This window comes from Pseudomonas sp. LS1212 (assembly GCF_024741815.1).
Lineage (GTDB): Bacteria > Pseudomonadota > Gammaproteobacteria > Pseudomonadales > Pseudomonadaceae > Aquipseudomonas.
On the sequence record NZ_CP102951.1, the window covers coordinates 5338253 to 5353065 of the forward strand.

General features: G+C 60.1%; 14 protein-coding genes, 1 pseudogene and 1 riboswitch. Of the genes and pseudogenes, 8 read left to right on the top strand and 7 right to left on the bottom strand.

The features are described from left to right. The first annotated feature begins 5 nt into the window (after window positions 1-5). Both ligB and NVV94_RS24990 read left to right on the top strand, forming a co-directional pair. The gene (gene ligB, locus NVV94_RS24985) at window positions 6-1691 is read left to right on the top strand and encodes an NAD-dependent DNA ligase LigB (RefSeq protein ID WP_258444952.1); all 1686 of its coding nucleotides are present in this window, start codon (window positions 6-8) and stop codon (window positions 1689-1691) included. Between the two features lie 114 nt (window positions 1692-1805). Further along, window positions 1806-2201 (top strand): DUF1090 domain-containing protein, encoded by a 396-nt coding sequence (locus NVV94_RS24990; RefSeq protein WP_258444953.1) that lies wholly within the window; start codon window positions 1806-1808, stop codon window positions 2199-2201. A gap of 136 nt (window positions 2202-2337) precedes the next feature. On the opposite strand, the gene NVV94_RS24995 is transcribed toward NVV94_RS24990, so the two are convergent. Then, window positions 2338-2787, bottom strand: coding sequence for a cytochrome c (locus NVV94_RS24995; protein WP_258444954.1), 450 nt, complete (start codon window positions 2785-2787; stop codon window positions 2338-2340). 126 nt (window positions 2788-2913) lie between these two features. Between NVV94_RS24995 and NVV94_RS25000 the strand changes: the two genes are divergently transcribed. Continuing rightward, window positions 2914-4074 carry a murein transglycosylase A gene (locus tag NVV94_RS25000; RefSeq protein ID WP_258444955.1) on the top strand — a complete coding sequence of 387 codons (1161 nt, stop codon included), beginning with the start codon at window positions 2914-2916 and terminating at the stop codon, window positions 4072-4074. A 3-nt stretch (window positions 4075-4077) separates the two neighbouring features. Here the strand turns inward: NVV94_RS25000 and NVV94_RS25005 are convergent, their stop codons facing one another. From NVV94_RS25005 to NVV94_RS25020, 4 genes are all read right to left on the bottom strand, one after another. After that, complete coding sequence (locus NVV94_RS25005; protein ID WP_258444956.1) at window positions 4078-4461, bottom strand: MAPEG family protein; 384 nt, start codon at window positions 4459-4461, stop codon at window positions 4078-4080. Between the two features lie 13 nt (window positions 4462-4474). Beyond that, window positions 4475-5308 (bottom strand): DMT family transporter, encoded by an 834-nt coding sequence (locus tag NVV94_RS25010; RefSeq protein WP_258444957.1) that lies wholly within the window; start codon window positions 5306-5308, stop codon window positions 4475-4477. Window positions 5309-5413: 105 nt separating this feature from the next. After that, window positions 5414-6151, bottom strand: a complete 738-nt coding sequence (locus NVV94_RS25015) for a GNAT family N-acetyltransferase (RefSeq protein ID WP_258444958.1) — start codon at window positions 6149-6151, stop codon at window positions 5414-5416. 45 nt (window positions 6152-6196) lie between these two features. Continuing rightward, window positions 6197-6598 (bottom strand): hotdog domain-containing protein, encoded by a 402-nt coding sequence (locus NVV94_RS25020; protein WP_309304274.1) that lies wholly within the window; start codon window positions 6596-6598, stop codon window positions 6197-6199. A gap of 198 nt (window positions 6599-6796) precedes the next feature. Further along, a riboswitch (S-adenosyl-L-homocysteine riboswitch) is annotated at window positions 6797-6903 on the top strand. A gap of 22 nt (window positions 6904-6925) precedes the next feature. Here NVV94_RS25020 and ahcY point away from each other — a divergent pair. The 5 genes and pseudogenes from ahcY to NVV94_RS25045 all read left to right on the top strand — a co-directional run bounded on the left by ahcY (window position 6926) and on the right by NVV94_RS25045 (window position 13439). Then, entirely contained in the window at window positions 6926-8335 is a 1410-nt protein-coding gene (gene ahcY, locus NVV94_RS25025) for an adenosylhomocysteinase (RefSeq protein ID WP_258444959.1), read from the top strand. A 103-nt stretch (window positions 8336-8438) separates the two neighbouring features. After that, complete coding sequence (metF, locus tag NVV94_RS25030) at window positions 8439-9284, top strand: methylenetetrahydrofolate reductase [NAD(P)H] (RefSeq protein WP_258444960.1); 846 nt, start codon at window positions 8439-8441, stop codon at window positions 9282-9284. A gap of 99 nt (window positions 9285-9383) precedes the next feature. Next, window positions 9384-10468, top strand: a pseudogene (locus NVV94_RS25035) (hypothetical protein). A 52-nt stretch (window positions 10469-10520) separates the two neighbouring features. Beyond that, window positions 10521-11351: an ABC transporter substrate-binding protein gene (locus NVV94_RS25040; RefSeq protein WP_258444961.1), complete on the top strand. Its 831-nt coding sequence runs from the start codon at window positions 10521-10523 to the stop codon at window positions 11349-11351. A gap of 222 nt (window positions 11352-11573) precedes the next feature. Then, entirely contained in the window at window positions 11574-13439 is a 1866-nt protein-coding gene (locus tag NVV94_RS25045; protein ID WP_258444962.1) for a DEAD/DEAH box helicase, read from the top strand. A 73-nt stretch (window positions 13440-13512) separates the two neighbouring features. Here the strand turns inward: NVV94_RS25045 and NVV94_RS25050 are convergent, their stop codons facing one another. Both NVV94_RS25050 and NVV94_RS25055 read right to left on the bottom strand, forming a co-directional pair. Then, window positions 13513-14091 (bottom strand): YceI family protein, encoded by a 579-nt coding sequence (locus NVV94_RS25050; protein WP_258444963.1) that lies wholly within the window; start codon window positions 14089-14091, stop codon window positions 13513-13515. Between the two features lie 32 nt (window positions 14092-14123). After that, a complete protein-coding gene (locus tag NVV94_RS25055; RefSeq protein WP_258444964.1) occupies window positions 14124-14675 on the bottom strand; it encodes a cytochrome b in 552 nt (183 codons plus the stop codon). Window positions 14676-14813: the final 138 nt, after the last annotated feature.

Sequence of the window (14813 nt, forward strand, 5' to 3'; positions counted from 1 at the left end):
TCCAGATGCCAACGCCACTTAAAATCCTGCCCCTATTGCTGGCCCTGTCGAGCGCCGCGCAAGCCCACGCCACCCCTTGCCCCGACTGGTCGGCGGCCCACGCCCAAAGCGAAATCGACAATTTGGCGCAACATCTTGCTACCTGGGACGACCACTACCATCGCCAAGGCATTTCCCTGGTCGCCGACGAGCTCTACGAACAGAGCCGCGCCCGGCTCCAGGAATTGCGCCGGTGCTTCGCACAGCCCGCCAATACCGTCGACAATCCGCTGAAAAGCGCCGGTGGTCCACTCCTGCATCCCATACCGCACACCGGCCTGGACAAGCTGGCCGACGGCAAGGCGGTCGAGTCCTGGATGAGCGGGCGCAGCGACCTGTGGATTCAGCCCAAGGTCGATGGCGTAGCGGTGAGCCTGGTTTATCGCAAGGGGCGTCTGACCCAACTGATCAGTCGTGGTGACGGCATACGAGGGCATGACTGGAGTCGCCATATTCCCGCGCTCGGCAGGCTTGTCCGGCAACTGCCCGAGCCCATCGACCTGCTGCTGCAAGGCGAACTCTACTGGCATCTGGGCAACCATGTGCAGGCTGAAGCCGGCAGCCTCAATGCCCGCAGCAAAGTGGCCGGGTTAATGGCCCGCCGCCAACTCGGCGCTGCCGACGGCGCCGGTATCGGCCTGTTCGCCTGGGATTGGCCACACGGCCCGGCCACCCAGGTCGCACGCTTGGCCGGGCTCGCAGCGCTGGGTTTCCCTGAACCCGCCCGATACAGCGCTCAAGTGCACAATTTTGCCGAGGCCGCGCACTGGAGAGAGCAGTGGTATCGCTCCCCACTGCCGTTTGCCAGTGATGGCATCGTGCTCCGCCAGAGCCAGCGGCCCAAGGCCGAACGCTGGCAAGCCAGGACACCCTACTGGATCGTTGCCTGGAAATACCCGTTGGCCCAGGCATTGGCCACGGTGCGCCAGGTCGCCTTCAACATTGGCCGTAGCGGTCGAGTCACGCCGGTGCTGACGCTCGACCCTGTGCAGCTGGATGATCGCCTGATCAAACAGGTCAGTGTCGGCTCGTTTCAACGCTGGAAAAATCTCGATATCAGGCCTGGCGACCAGGTCGCCATCAGCCTTGCAGGCCTGACCATTGCCCGACTGGATGAGGTGGTCATGCGAAGCATAGGAAGAGCCGAGGTCAATCCGCCTGCCATGGGTGCCTATCACGCGCTCAGTTGCTGGCAACCCACGCCCGGCTGCGAGGGCCAGTTCCTGGCCCGCCTGAACTGGCTTGGCGGCAAGCAGGGTCTGGCGTTGCCACACGTGGGCCCGGGCACCTGGCAAAAGTTGATCGACAACCGGCGGATCAACGGGCTGGTCGATTGGCTGGATCTGCAAAGCGAAGACCTGGCAAACATTCCCGGGCTTGGCGAACGCAGCAGCGCTAAACTGCTCGACAGTTTTCGCACGGCTCCAAGCCTGCCCTTTCGGGTCTGGCTGACAGCGCTCGGCCTGCCTGCCCCCAAAGACCTTGATCTTGATGGTTCATGGCAAACACTGGCCGCACGCAGCGAAGCGCAATGGCAAGCTGAGCCCGGTATAGGGCCTGGGCGCGCCGCGCAGTTAAGCGCGTTTTTTCGCCACCCACAGGTGACGGCATTGAGCGATAAACTGCGCGCGGCCGAAATCGAGGGTTTCTAATTTCTCCGGATCACGGCAGGATTCGGGCATGGAAAACCGGTCAACGGCGATCGGTCTGACTGAACAACCACAAGAGGCGAGCATCCAGCGCTGTCTTGTGCATACGGAGCTCTTATGAATCTGCTTTCTCGTCTGGCCTTGATCACTGTTTGTGGGTTACTGGCATCGCCGCTCATGGCGGCAGAAGAGCAGCCCAGCCTCACTGGCTGCGCCGCCAAGCGTCAGGCCATCAGCGAACAGATCGAGCAGGCGCGTGCCAACGGCAACAGCGACCAGCAAGCGGGCCTGGAAAAAGCCCTGAGTGAAGTCACGGCCAACTGCACCGAAGCGTCCTTGAAAAAGGAGCGCGAAAACAAGGTGCTCGAGGCCAAGCATGAAGTACGCGAACGCCAGTCCGACCTGGACAAGGCCATGAAAAAAGGCGATCCGGAGAAGATCAACAAGCGCAAGGACAAACTGGCCGAGTCACGCAAAGAGCTGCAAGAGGCACTGGACGAATTGGATAAATGATCCTGTAGCCGCTGGTTCGGCGTACCACGGTCGGCGTAGCCGCTGCCGCAGGCTGCGCTGGAGCCCCGCAGGGGCTCCCCGGCGATCTTGAGATCTTGCGCGTACTTCGTAAGCGAGCGTCGCAGCAGCTACAAAATCAGTGATCACGAAACTCGGTATGACAGGCTTTGCAGCTGTCCTCGACCTTCTGCATCGGCGCACTCAAGGCAGGTGCCTGCAGCGGCTGTGCACGCGTGGCGACGACCAGCTCCCCGGTCGCCGACTCCAGTGCGCGGGCCAGCTCCTGGAAACGTGCCTGCTTCTGCCAGACATCCGCCCTGGCGCTGGTATCGTCTTCTTCCTTGACCTGTGGAAAATGCTTCCATGGCTCGCGGGAAAGACTGTCGAGCTTGACGGCGCCATCAGCAAACTTCTGCCCGTCGAACGGCAGGCGCCCGCGCAGCATGCCGCCCAGGTCTTCGCTGGTCTTGAGCATTTGTTTGAAAATGGCCTTGCGCTGACCCAGCGGCGAATTCGGATCGACCCCGCCACAGGCGGACAGGGACAGACAGGCCAGCAATACAACGGAAAATCTTTTAAGAGTCATGATGGCTTCAGGTCACGGGAAAACGGCGGCCAGTATCCTCGCGTCATCGGCAAAGACCAATAGCCCCATTAATAATGCGGGTTGCACGGCCCCTGAAAGCCTGGCAACCCACTAAGGAACGATCGCTTGAACACCCTTATCAAACAGTGGCGCTGGGCCCTTCCCCTGGTAGCCCTGCTCGCCGGCTGCAACGGCAGCAAAGACGACAAGCCCCAGACTCACGCAGTGGCCACCTATGCCGTCGCCAGCTGGGACGCCCTGCCCGCGGTCTCCGACAGCGACCTGCTGGCCGGCTTCGCCTCCTGGCGCGGCGCCTGCGATCGACTCAAGAGCGATGCCAACTGGGCGCCGACCTGCAGCGCAGCGGCCAACGTGGCGCAGACGTCCCCTGCCATCCGCGGTTTTCTCCAGGAACACCTGGATGTCTATGGCCTGCGTTCGGCCAATGGCACGCCAAACGGCCTGATAACCGGCTATTACGAACCGGTCTATCCCGGCAGCCTTGCGCAAACCGGCGATAACACCATTCCGGTTTATGGCGTACCCGAGGACCTGATCGTGGTGTCGCTCGACAGCGTCTACCCGGAGCTCAAGGGCAAGCGCCTGCGCGGCCGGCTCGAAGGCCGCACCCTGAAACCCTACGATGTCGCCGGCGTGATCAACAGCCAGGGCGTCAAGGCACCGGTGCTCGCCTGGCTGACGGACCCGATGGACCTGCAATTTCTGCAAATCCAGGGTTCGGGCCGCATTCAGCTCGACGACGGGCGCCAACTGCGAATCGGCTATGCCGATCAGAATGGCCATCCGTATCGGCCCATTGGCCGCTGGCTGGTCGAGCAAGGCGAGTTAAAAAAGGAAGACGTCACCATGGGCAGCATCGACGCCTGGGCCAAGGCAAACCCGACGCGGATTCCCGAACTGTTGGCGAGCAATCCCAGCTACGTGTTCTTCAGCACGCGCCCGGACAGCAACGAAGGCCCGCGGGGCTCGCTCAACGTCCCCCTGACCGCAGGTTACAGCGTCGCGGTGGACCGCAAAGTGGTGCCTCTCGGCAGCCTGCTGTGGCTCTCGACCACCCGGCCCGATGGCAGTGCCCTGGCGCGCCCGGTGGCCGCCCAGGATACCGGTGGTGCAATCACCGGCGAAGTGCGCGCCGATCTGTTCTGGGGGACCGGCGACGAGGCCGGAAAACTGGCCGGGGACATGAAGCAGCAAGGCCAGATCTGGATGCTGTGGCCCAAGAACGTCGCGCTGCCCCAGGTTCCCCAGGTCGCCAACGCCCCCTGATGCTCAAATAGAAACGAAGAAGAAGCTGGCGACAATGCCCATGCTGACAAACCATACCAGTGAGCGCAATGTCGCCCAGTCCGCCAGGTAGCAAATGATGTAGAGCAGCCGACTGGTGATGAACAGTACCGCCAGTACATTGATCGTCACCAGGTCCGCGCCTTCGCTGATGTAGGCAATGATCACCGCCGCGGCAAACGCGGGGGTGATTTCGAAGCTGTTCAACTGCGCCGAATGGGCACGCCGGGCAAAACCTTCGAGGGTCTCGAGGAACGCGCGCGGGTCATGGTTATCGCGCAGCCCAAACCCACCGCCGAACTTGGCAACGTAGGTACACAGGTAGGGCAGAAAGATGGCGATCAATACACACCAGAAGGCGACGATCATTGGCAATTCCCTATTAGAGTTTCATCACAAGCATGCCGACCAGGACCAGCCCGCACGCTAAAAGTCGAGGCCGACCAAAAGGTTCCTTGAGGTAGCGCATGCCCAGCAGCACCACCAGAATCACGCTGATTTCGCGCAATGCCGCCGCTTCGGCGATCGAGCCCAACTGCATCGCCCAGAGCACCAGAGCGTAGCTGAACAATACACAGAAACCGACGCTCAGGCCCAGTCGCCATTGCGTGCGCCAGAACAAGGTGAACGCCGGCCGCTTGCGGGTCAGCGCCAGCAAAGGGAACGGCCAGGCGCTGATCAGCGTCAGCCACACCAGGTAATCCAGAGGATGTGCCCAGCGCCGCAGGGCCTGCCCGTCCAGGAAGGTGTAACAGCCAATGCACAAGCCGATCAGCACCACCACCGGCAGCATCGACCAGGGCAAGCGATCGCCGCCGCCACCGTGCCAAAGCAGGCAGAGCATGCCGCAGGGAATCAACAGGATGCCAATGATCTGCTGCGTGCTGAGCACCTCACCGGCAAAGATCAGGGTCAAAGCCAGCACCACCAGGGGTGAAAGCCCACGCATCAGGGGGTAGACCAGCCCCAGGTCACCGACCCGATAGGCTTTGATCAGCAAGTAGCGATAAAGCAATTCGAATACCGCCGAGGCAATGATCCACGGCCAGATTTCGCTCGGCGGGAACGAGACGAACCCCAGCATCGGCACCACGAGGAGCAATGCAACCGCATCCATGCAGGCCACGACCAGCAGGCGTTCCGCGCTGAACTTGATCAAGGTATTCCAGGCGGCGTGCAGCAGCGCCGCCACTAACACCAGAGCTGTCGCCAGCACGGTCCACTCCTTGTCCGGGTTGACTGAATTGATACGCCTTGTGTCCGTAGTCGTATGGGCTTACTGGCCAACCCCTCGAACGGGCTCATAGTACTCCAGAGCGACTCATCTTATGGGAGCACCCTCAAAACTGTACTCATAAAAAACATTGGTCACCGCAAAACCAAACCGATCATACAAAGGCTCGCCCATATCGGTTGCGTAAAGCACCGCACAGGGGGTGCCTTTTGCTTTGGCGACATCCAGGACGGTTCCCAGCACAGCACTCGCAAGCCCTTTACGACGAAACTCGGATCGGGTTGACATCGTATAGATGCCGACTTCGAACTTCCCGATGCACATCAGTGCCGTGGCTGCCGGCACCCCCTCATAACAGGCCAGGAAAGGCTGGCAGCCTGCATGCCTGATGACTGGATAGAAAAAATCCCGAAAGCGGGTGAGATCGAACCCAAAGGTATCTGCGGCGATTATCGACCAGACATCCAGCTGCGCATCGGAAATGACTTCTTCTACCGTTATTTTTGAGGGGTAGCTGCGTGAGTGATAAGTATCCAAAGACAGCAACATCTCGGGAAACTCCGAGGCTTCCTTGAAGCCATAGCCTTCAAGGCCAGATGGGCGGCCTTCAGCAAGCCAGCAGTAGGGTTTTCCCGCGTAAAAACGTCGTACGGCTTTGACAGCCTCAACGCTCGGGATGCCCCAGACCATATTTACGAAGGGGATATCTCCAGGCGCCTTGAGCGCCATCACCCTTTCTAATTCCAGGATTTCCCAGCCGGCAACCGATGACATTCGCTGGAGAACTTCCAGAAAATTGCCTTGCTGGGTGCGTGCCAGGCTCATTCGCTGGACTCCCTTGCTTCACGAGGCGCTGCATAGCAGCGCGCCTCACTCCACTTTGTCAGCGTCGTACTGATCCTTGATGTATTTGATCTCGGTCCTGCCATGGGGCGCGGGCAAACCGTCTTCGCCCAGATTGACGAACACCAGCTTGTCGATCGTAAGGATGCTCTTGCGTGTAATTTTATTGCGCACTTCGCACTGCAGCGTAATGGAGGTACGACCAAACTCGGTGGCGGTGATCCCCAGTTCGATGATGTCGCCCTGACGCGAAGCACTGACGAAATTGATTTCGGAAATGTACTTGGTCACCACGCGCTGGTTGCCCAGCTGGACGATGGCGTAGATTGCCGCTTCTTCGTCGATCCAGCGCAGCAGGCTGCCGCCGAACAGGGTGCCATTGGGGTTGAGGTCTTCGGGTTTTACCCATTTGCGGGTGTGAAAATTCATGCTCGCTCCTGAACGCCCTGCCGATTGGTACAACCATAATGGCAGACCCACAGGCCGAGCTGTATCGGACAATGGCTATGGCCTCGATTAACCGTTCGAACATCGGCCGACGGAAACCCTTGGGCGAACGCGCCAGCACGGCTATAATCGCCACCGCTTCAAAACGGTCATCTTCACCAGCTACCGTTTTCCCGCCACCTGTCCGAGGGGCGCTGCAGCAGGATTGTCCTGTCAGGCTCGGATGGGGCGTTGTTTGTACAGGGTTCCCTGCACAGGCACTAAACGCACAACGGCGCCCATTCGCACACTACGAATGGAGGCTCTTTCATGAGCGCAGTAATCACGCCTGCAGATTTTACCGACTACAAAGTCGCCGACATGTCCCTGGCTGCCTGGGGCCGTCGCGAAACCATCATCGCCGAATCGGAAATGCCGGCCCTGATGGGTCTGCGCCGCAAGTACGCTGGTGAGCAGCCGCTCAAGGGCGCAAAAATCCTCGGCTGCATCCACATGACCATCCAGACTGCCGTGCTGATCGAAACCCTGGTTGCCCTGGGCGCCGAAGTACGCTGGTCGTCCTGCAACATTTTCTCGACCCAGGACCAGGCTGCTGCCGCTATCGCCGCTGCCGGCATCCCGGTATTCGCCTGGAAAGGCGAGACGGAAGAAGAGTACGAGTGGTGCATCGAGCAGACCATCCTCAAGGATGGCCAGCCTTGGGATGCCAACATGATCCTCGACGATGGCGGCGATCTGACCGAAATTCTTCACAAGAAATACCCGGGCATGCTGGACAGGATCCACGGCGTGACCGAAGAGACCACCACCGGCGTACACCGCCTGCTGGATATGCTCGCCAAGGGCGAACTCAAAATCCCGGCCATCAACGTCAACGACTCGGTCACCAAGAGCAAGAACGACAACAAGTACGGCTGCCGTCATAGCCTGAACGATGCGATCAAGCGCGGTACCGACCATCTGCTGTCCGGCAAGCAAGCGCTGGTGATCGGCTACGGTGACGTGGGCAAGGGCTCGGCCCAGTCCCTGCGCCAGGAAGGCATGATCGTCAAGGTCTCCGAAGTCGACCCGATCTGCGCCATGCAAGCCTGCATGGACGGTTTCGAACTGGTTTCGCCGTTCATCGATGGCAATAACGACGGCACCGAAGCCAGCATCGACAAGGCACTGCTGGGCAAGATCGACCTGATCGTGACCACCACCGGCAACGTCAATGTTTGCGACGCGAACATGCTCAAGGCCCTGAAAAAGCGTGCTGTTGTCTGCAACATCGGTCACTTCGACAACGAAATCGACACGGTTTTCATGCGCAAGAACTGGGCATGGGAAGAAGTGAAGCCACAAGTACACAAGATCCACCGTACCGGCCCAGGCGATTTCGACGCACAGAACGACGACTACCTGATCCTGCTGGCCGAAGGCCGTCTGGTTAACCTGGGCAACGCCACGGGTCACCCAAGCCGGATCATGGACGGCTCGTTCGCCAACCAGGTACTGGCACAGATCTTCCTGTTCGCCCAGAAGTACGCCGACCTGTCGCCAGCCCAGAAAGCCGAGCGCCTGACCGTTGAAGTACTGCCCAAGAAGCTCGACGAAGAAGTGGCCCTGGAAATGGTCCGCGGCTTCGGTGGCGTGGTCACCAAACTGACCAAGCAACAGGCTGAATACATCGGCGTTACCGTCGAAGGCCCGTTCAAGCCCCACGCCTACCGCTACTGATCGGCCGGGGCGCCCGCTCCCCCTGTGGGATTGGCGTTGCCCCATAAACGATTGGCGATAGGGCCGGCCTGCACCGGCCCTTTGAGCTCCCAAGGATACGACCATGTCCCAAGAACGCCGCTACAGCTTCGAGTTCTTCCCGACCAAGACCGATGCTGGGCATGAAAAACTGCTCGCCACTGCCCGTCAGCTGGCCAGCTACAACCCGGACTTCTTCTCCTGCACTTACGGTGCGGGCGGATCGACCCGCGATCGCACCCTCAACACCGTGCTGCAGTTGGAAAGCGAAGTGAAAATCCCTGCCGCACCGCACCTCTCGTGCGTGGGCGACAGCAAGGCCGATCTGCGCTCCCTGCTGGCCCAATACAAGGCTGCCGGCATCAAACGCATCGTCGCCCTGCGTGGCGACCTGCCCTCGGGCATGGGGATAGCCAGTGGCGAGTTGCGTCATGCCAACGACCTGGTTGACTTCATTCGTGAAGAAACGGGTAATCATTTCCACATCGAAGTCGCCGCTTACCCGGAAATGCACCCGCAAGCGCGAAATTTCGAAGACGATCTGACCAACTTCGTGCGCAAGGCCAATGCCGGTGCCGACAGTGCGATCACCCAGTACTTCTTCAACGCCGACAGCTACTTCTACTTTGTCGAGCGCGTGCAGAAACTGGGTGTGAACATCCCGATCGTGCCCGGCATCATGCCAATCACCAACTACAGCAAGCTGGCACGTTTCTCCGACGCCTGCGGCGCAGAGATCCCACGCTGGATTCGCAAGCAACTGGAAGCCTACGGCGATGACGTGCAAAGCATCCAGGCGTTTGGCGAGCAGATCATCAGTGAAATGTGTGAGCGGTTGTTACAAGGCGGCGCGCCAGGGCTGCACTTCTATACCCTGAATCAGGCGGATCCAAGCCTGGCGATCTGGAACAACCTCCAGCTGCCACGCTGATCCCTAACACTTGACTACACTTGTGTAGCACCCTGGAAACAGGCCTTGGTGTAAGCTCAAGGCCTTTTTCTTGGTCCCACTCAGGATACTCGCCGCTACATGCTTTCGACTCCCGCCTGCACTGCCCCTCAACTGGTCTACCTGGTTTTCGGAAAGGGACACCTACCATCAGGAGGCGGTATTCAGTATCGCCAGCGCCCTTGCCGGCATGCGCGAAACACCGGACGAGCCTCTGGAGATTCAGGTCTTCAGCGACAATCCCGAGCCTTACCGCCAGTTGCCGGTGCGCGTTCGCCCTCTGGATACGGCAACGCGCCAATCCTGGAGCGCCCCCCACGGTTATCACTTTCGAGCCAAGCCCGTCGCCCTGCGCAAAGTGCTGGAGGAGTCGTCGCTGGCCCTGCTGATCGACACCGATACCTTTTTCAATGCATCGCCCCTGGAACTATTTCGCCGCATAGAGCCCGGCACCCTGCTCTGCAATGCCTTCGGCTCGCATTTTGGCGCCGACAAGCAAGCCCCCCTCTACCGTAACCTGGCAGCCATGCTCAACGCCCGAGGCCTGGCCGATGAGCAGATGCCCTTGCTCAACTCAGGGGTCATCGGCCTTCACCAGAGTGATGGCCACGTGCTTGACCACACCATCGACCTGATCGACGAATGCTTTGCGATGGCCGAAGGGGCGTACACGCTCGAAGAATTCTGCCTGTCCGTCGCCGCCTACCGGTCCTTTCAGGTGCGCGAATGTCCGGATCTGATCCACCATTACTGGAGCCGAAAACAGCTGTTCCGGGCAAAAGTACAGGCCTGGCTGCGCAAACATGCACATGCCCCGATCACGGAGCAGGCCCTGAACGATACCCGTCTGGTCACCGCGCACTTGCCTCGGCCCCCGGCACTCCAGCGCCTGGCCTACAAATGCCTGACCCTGGCAATGCCGGCACCACAACGCCAATTCTCCCTTGAGATCCTCTACGGCTGCTACCGCCACGACAACGAGTTCGATCAGGCCTGTGCCCCGGTCTGGTGGGAAAAGGCCCGGGCAAACACGGAGAAGCGCCTTCGCAGGCCGCTGGCCCCCCCTGCAGCTCAAGCGCTGGCTTGATCAACCCGGCCTGCGCCTGATGCTCGGTTCAAAACGCAAAGCGATCTATCGGCACCTGATACACAAGCAAGTCGGTTGAAGGCCAGGACCAGAGCATTGCACCTCCAGCCCGGGCATCGTACTCTCCAACCATGCCTTCATTCGTCCAGCTTCTGACAGCCTTGCTTATCACTTGCTTGAGCTTCTCCGCTCATAGCGAGAAGCTGCGCATTGTCACCGAACCCTGGGCGCCCTATGTGTATCTGGAAAACGGCAAGCCCATGGGCCTCGACTACGAGGCCACAGCGCTGGTGTTCCAGCGCCTGGGCATCGAAGTCGAGTGGCAGTTTCTGCCATGGAAGCGCTGCCTGGCGATGGTCGAACAAGGTCAGGCCGATGGCATCCTGGATATTTTCCAGACCGCGGAGCGTGACAGCCAACTTTACTATCCCAGCGAGCCGCTTTCGGAAGTGGAGTTCGTGCTGTTCTACGCCAATGCCCGCCCGCGCCCGTTCCAGAGCCTCGACGATCTGCGCGGCCTGACCATCGGCGTCTCGCCCGGCTATACCTACAGCGAGGCATTCAGGAACTCCAGCGCATTCAAACGCGAGCCTGCTCCTACCCATGAAGCCAATTTCGGCAAACTGTCCAAAGGCAGGATCGACCTGGTAATTACCGACCGCAGAGTCGGCCAACATGTCATCAAGTCCCTGGGGCTGGAAAACCAGATCAGCGAACTGCCTATGGTGATCAGTCGCCAAAAGCAGTATCTGGCCGTGCGCCGCAACGTTGGCATGGACCTGCTGGCACAGCGTTTTGCCGCCGAGCTCAAACGCTTCAAGCGTGAGCCCGCCTACGCACAGCTCAGTGCCCGGTATGCCAATCAGGACATCACCAACCTGCTGCCTCATACGAACCTCCCCGCAGCCGGCGACCTTGACGCTCGGCAAACCGTTGAGCAGCAGGAAAGCAGCACGCCGTGATTGCTCTGTTATACTCGGGCATTCCCGCCAGGCTTACGCCCGGACGCTCGGCCTCGCAAAAGGCATTCCGACCAGCAGGACAGTGCGGCTAACGCCTCTCTGAATGCCTTCGAATGCGCATTGGGGACCCAGCAGGACCGGACGCGATAGCATCACAAGATGCCAGTCGCGCCAGGCAAGATCATCCCATTGGGCCAGGCCCTCACTAGAACAGGATTACTCATGTCCTTTGCTTCCCTCGGTCTCTCCGAGGCTCTAGTCCGCGCCATCGAGGCAGCGGGCTACACCCAGCCTACTCCGGTGCAACAGCGGGCTATTCCCGCCGTGTTGCAAGGTCGCGACCTGATGGTTGCGGCACAGACAGGTACAGGTAAAACCGGCGGCTTCGCCCTTCCGATCCTGGAACGGTTGTTCCCCAACGGTCATCCGGACAAATCCCAACGTCATGGCCCGCGCCAACCGCGCGTACTGGTCCTGACCCCAACCCGCGAACTGGCGGCCCAGGTCCACGACAGCTTCAAGGTCTATGCCCGTGACCTGAAGTTCGTCAGTGCCTGTATCTTCGGTGGCGTGGGCATGAACCCCCAGGTTCAGGCCATGGCCCGGGGCGTCGATGTACTGGTGGCCTGCCCTGGTCGCCTGCTCGACCTGGCCGGCCAAGGCAGCGTCGACCTCTCTCACGTCGAGATCCTGGTACTGGACGAAGCAGACCGCATGCTCGACATGGGCTTTGTCCATGACGTGAAGAAGGTCCTGGCACGCTTGCCAGCCAAGCGTCAGAACCTTCTGTTCTCGGCCACCTTCTCCAAGGACATCACGGACCTTGCCGGCAAGCTGCTGCACAATCCCGAGCGCATCGAAGTCACGCCGCCGAACACCACCGTCGAGCGGATCGAGCAGCGGGTGTTTCGCCTGGCTGCCAGCCACAAGCGCGCATTGCTGGCACACCTGATCACCGCCGGTGCCTGGGAACAGGTTCTGGTTTTCACTCGTACCAAGCACGGCGCCAACCGCCTGGCTGAATACCTGGAAAAGCATGGCCTCAGCGCTGTGGCAATCCACGGTAACAAGAGCCAGAACGCACGGACCAAAGCCCTGGCCGACTTCAAGGCAGGTTCCGTGCGGATCATGGTCGCCACCGACATCGCCGCGCGCGGCCTGGATATCGACCAGCTGCCGCATGTGGTCAACTTCGAACTGCCTAACGTCGAAGAAGACTACGTGCACCGTATCGGTCGCACCGGTCGTGCCGGACGCAGCGGCGAGGCGATCTCGCTGGTTGCGCCCGACGAAGAAAAACTGCTCAAGGGCATTGAGCGCATGACTCGCCAGAAGATCCCGGACGGTGATCTGCTCGGTTTTGATGCCAGTGCCGTTGAAGCCGAGAAGCCCGACGTCCGTGAGCGTCCTCAAGCCAATGCTCCACGCAACGCCCGTGGCCCTCGCGCTGACGGCGCGAACGCCCATGGCGGTGGCCGTAAGGACAAAGGCAAGGATAAAGGCAAGGAAAAGCCCGCCGGGGCGCGTCAAGAACGCCAACCCCGTGACCAGAAGCCACGTCAGGCCCAGGATGCTCAGCCGGCCGCGCCAGCGGTTCGCGCCAATCGTGCACCCGATGAGTTTCTGGATGATGAGGTCGACAATTTTGGTAACCGCGCCGACTACGTCAGCCCGTACCAGAACAAGAATCAGGGTCGCAACCGTCGTCCGGGCGCTCCGGCCCAGGCCGGCGCTGGTGGTGCAGGGCAAGCCCCGCGCAACCAGGGCCGCAGCAATCCGCGCAGCGGCGGCGCCAGCACTGGCGACTCGGCCGGCAAGCGCAGCGGGCCACGCAATGGAGCTCCGCGTGATGGGGCTGCACGTGACGGCCAGCCACGTCGTGAAGGCGGCGCGCGCAATCGTCGCCCGGCGCGTGAAGAGTCGGCACGGCAGGAACCGGCGGTGAAAAATCCTCGTGAAAGCCAGAACCAGCCGAAAATCATGCACAAGGAATCGAAAGTCGATCGCTTCCCGACGCCTGAGCAACTGGATCAACTGCCAAGCCGCCCACGCGGTGAGAAACCAGCGCTGCTGACCCGCAACCGTTGATTTCGGCAGTTTTCTGGCCATAAAAAAACGCCGCCCATCAGGGCGGCGTTTTTGTTCACGCGTTACAGCGAATTTACTTCTGCTGAACACCTTCGAAGGAGATGTTCAGAACCAGAGTCTGCGAAGCAGGACCTGGCCCCTTGATATCGAAGTCGCTCAGCTGCAGGGTCGTAGTGCCCTCGAAACCGGCACGGTAGCCGCCCCATGGATCCTTGCCTTCACCGACGAAGGTCGTCTTGAAGACGACTGGCTTGGTGACGCCGCGAAGGGTCAAGTCACCGGTAACGTCTGCAGTTTTGTCACCAGTGGGCTTGACGCTGGTGGAGACGAATTTTGCTTCCGGGTACTTTTTCACATCCAGGAAATCAGCGCTGGCGATGTGCTTGTCACGCTCGGCATGGTTCGAGAACAGGCTGGCAGTTTTCAGCTCGATATTGATTTTGCTGGCTTCAGGCTTGGCAGCATCGAAGCTGAACGTCCCGTCCCATTCCTTGAAAGTGCCGTAGATGAAGCTGTAACCCAGGTGGCTGATTTTCCAGTCGACGAAGGCATGCTGGCCTTCCTTGTCGATCTTGTAGTCAGCGGCCATCGCCTGGCCAGCAGACAGCACTGCAGTACCGAGAGCCAGAGCGGCGAGAGTCTTTTTCAACATGCGTGTTGTTCCTTTGGAGTTGAGGTTGAGAATCAGGCTTTGCGCCCCAGCATTCGCGCAAGGGTCGCGTCACGGTCAATGAAGTGATGTTTCAAGGCAGCCAATGCATGGATACCGGCAAAAATCACCAGTGCCCAGGCCACGTAGAAATGGATGACACCCGCCACATCGGCCTGATCAGGAATGCTGCTGATCAACGCCGGCACTTCGAACAGTCCGAATACCGGAATACCAACGCCATCGGCGGTCGAAATCAGGTAACCGGAAATCATCACGGCGAAAAGGCCGAGATACAGCAGCCCATGACCGAACCTGGCCCCCAGACGCGTCACGGGGCCATGGTTGGCCGGGGAAGGCGGCGGGGGACTGACGCAACGCCACAACAGGCGTAGCAACATCAGTGCAAAAAGCGTCAGGCCGATGCTTTTGTGCAGGTCCGGAGCGTCCTTGCGCCACGGGCTGTAGTAGTCGAGACCGACCATCCACAGGCCCAGAGCGAACAGGCCGAACACTACAAGGGCGATGCCCCAGTGCAGCGCAATGCTGACCAGGCCATATCGAGAGGTAGAGTTATGCAGTTGCATTGCGGCTTTCCTGTAAGAACTGTGCTCATGACTATCTATTTGTCTATCGAGTTAAAGCGGAAAATTTCGCTTTGAAATATCGAGAAATATGATCAGTAGTCTCGGACGAGTGCGTTAAGGAAACATTAACAGCCGCTT

Bases quoted from the DNA above. Each gene is read 5' to 3' on its own strand.
- ligB (WP_258444952.1), top strand. From the start codon at position 6: ATGCCAACGCCACTTAAAATCCTGCCCCTATTGCTGGCCCTGTCGAGC.
- NVV94_RS24990 (WP_258444953.1), top strand. From the start codon at position 1,806: ATGAATCTGCTTTCTCGTCTGGCCTTGATCACTGTTTGTGGGTTACTG.
- NVV94_RS24995 (WP_258444954.1), bottom strand. From the start codon at position 2,787: ATGACTCTTAAAAGATTTTCCGTTGTATTGCTGGCCTGTCTGTCCCTG.
- NVV94_RS25005 (WP_258444956.1), bottom strand. From the start codon at position 4,461: ATGATCGTCGCCTTCTGGTGTGTATTGATCGCCATCTTTCTGCCCTAC.
- NVV94_RS25015 (WP_258444958.1), bottom strand. From the start codon at position 6,151: ATGAGCCTGGCACGCACCCAGCAAGGCAATTTTCTGGAAGTTCTCCAG.
- NVV94_RS25020 (WP_309304274.1), bottom strand. From the start codon at position 6,598: ATGAATTTTCACACCCGCAAATGGGTAAAACCCGAAGACCTCAACCCC.
- ahcY (WP_258444959.1), top strand. From the start codon at position 6,926: ATGAGCGCAGTAATCACGCCTGCAGATTTTACCGACTACAAAGTCGCC.
- metF (WP_258444960.1), top strand. From the start codon at position 8,439: ATGTCCCAAGAACGCCGCTACAGCTTCGAGTTCTTCCCGACCAAGACC.
- NVV94_RS25040 (WP_258444961.1), top strand. From the start codon at position 10,521: ATGCCTTCATTCGTCCAGCTTCTGACAGCCTTGCTTATCACTTGCTTG.
- NVV94_RS25045 (WP_258444962.1), top strand. From the start codon at position 11,574: ATGTCCTTTGCTTCCCTCGGTCTCTCCGAGGCTCTAGTCCGCGCCATC.
- NVV94_RS25050 (WP_258444963.1), bottom strand. From the start codon at position 14,091: ATGTTGAAAAAGACTCTCGCCGCTCTGGCTCTCGGTACTGCAGTGCTG.
- NVV94_RS25055 (WP_258444964.1), bottom strand. From the start codon at position 14,675: ATGCAACTGCATAACTCTACCTCTCGATATGGCCTGGTCAGCATTGCG.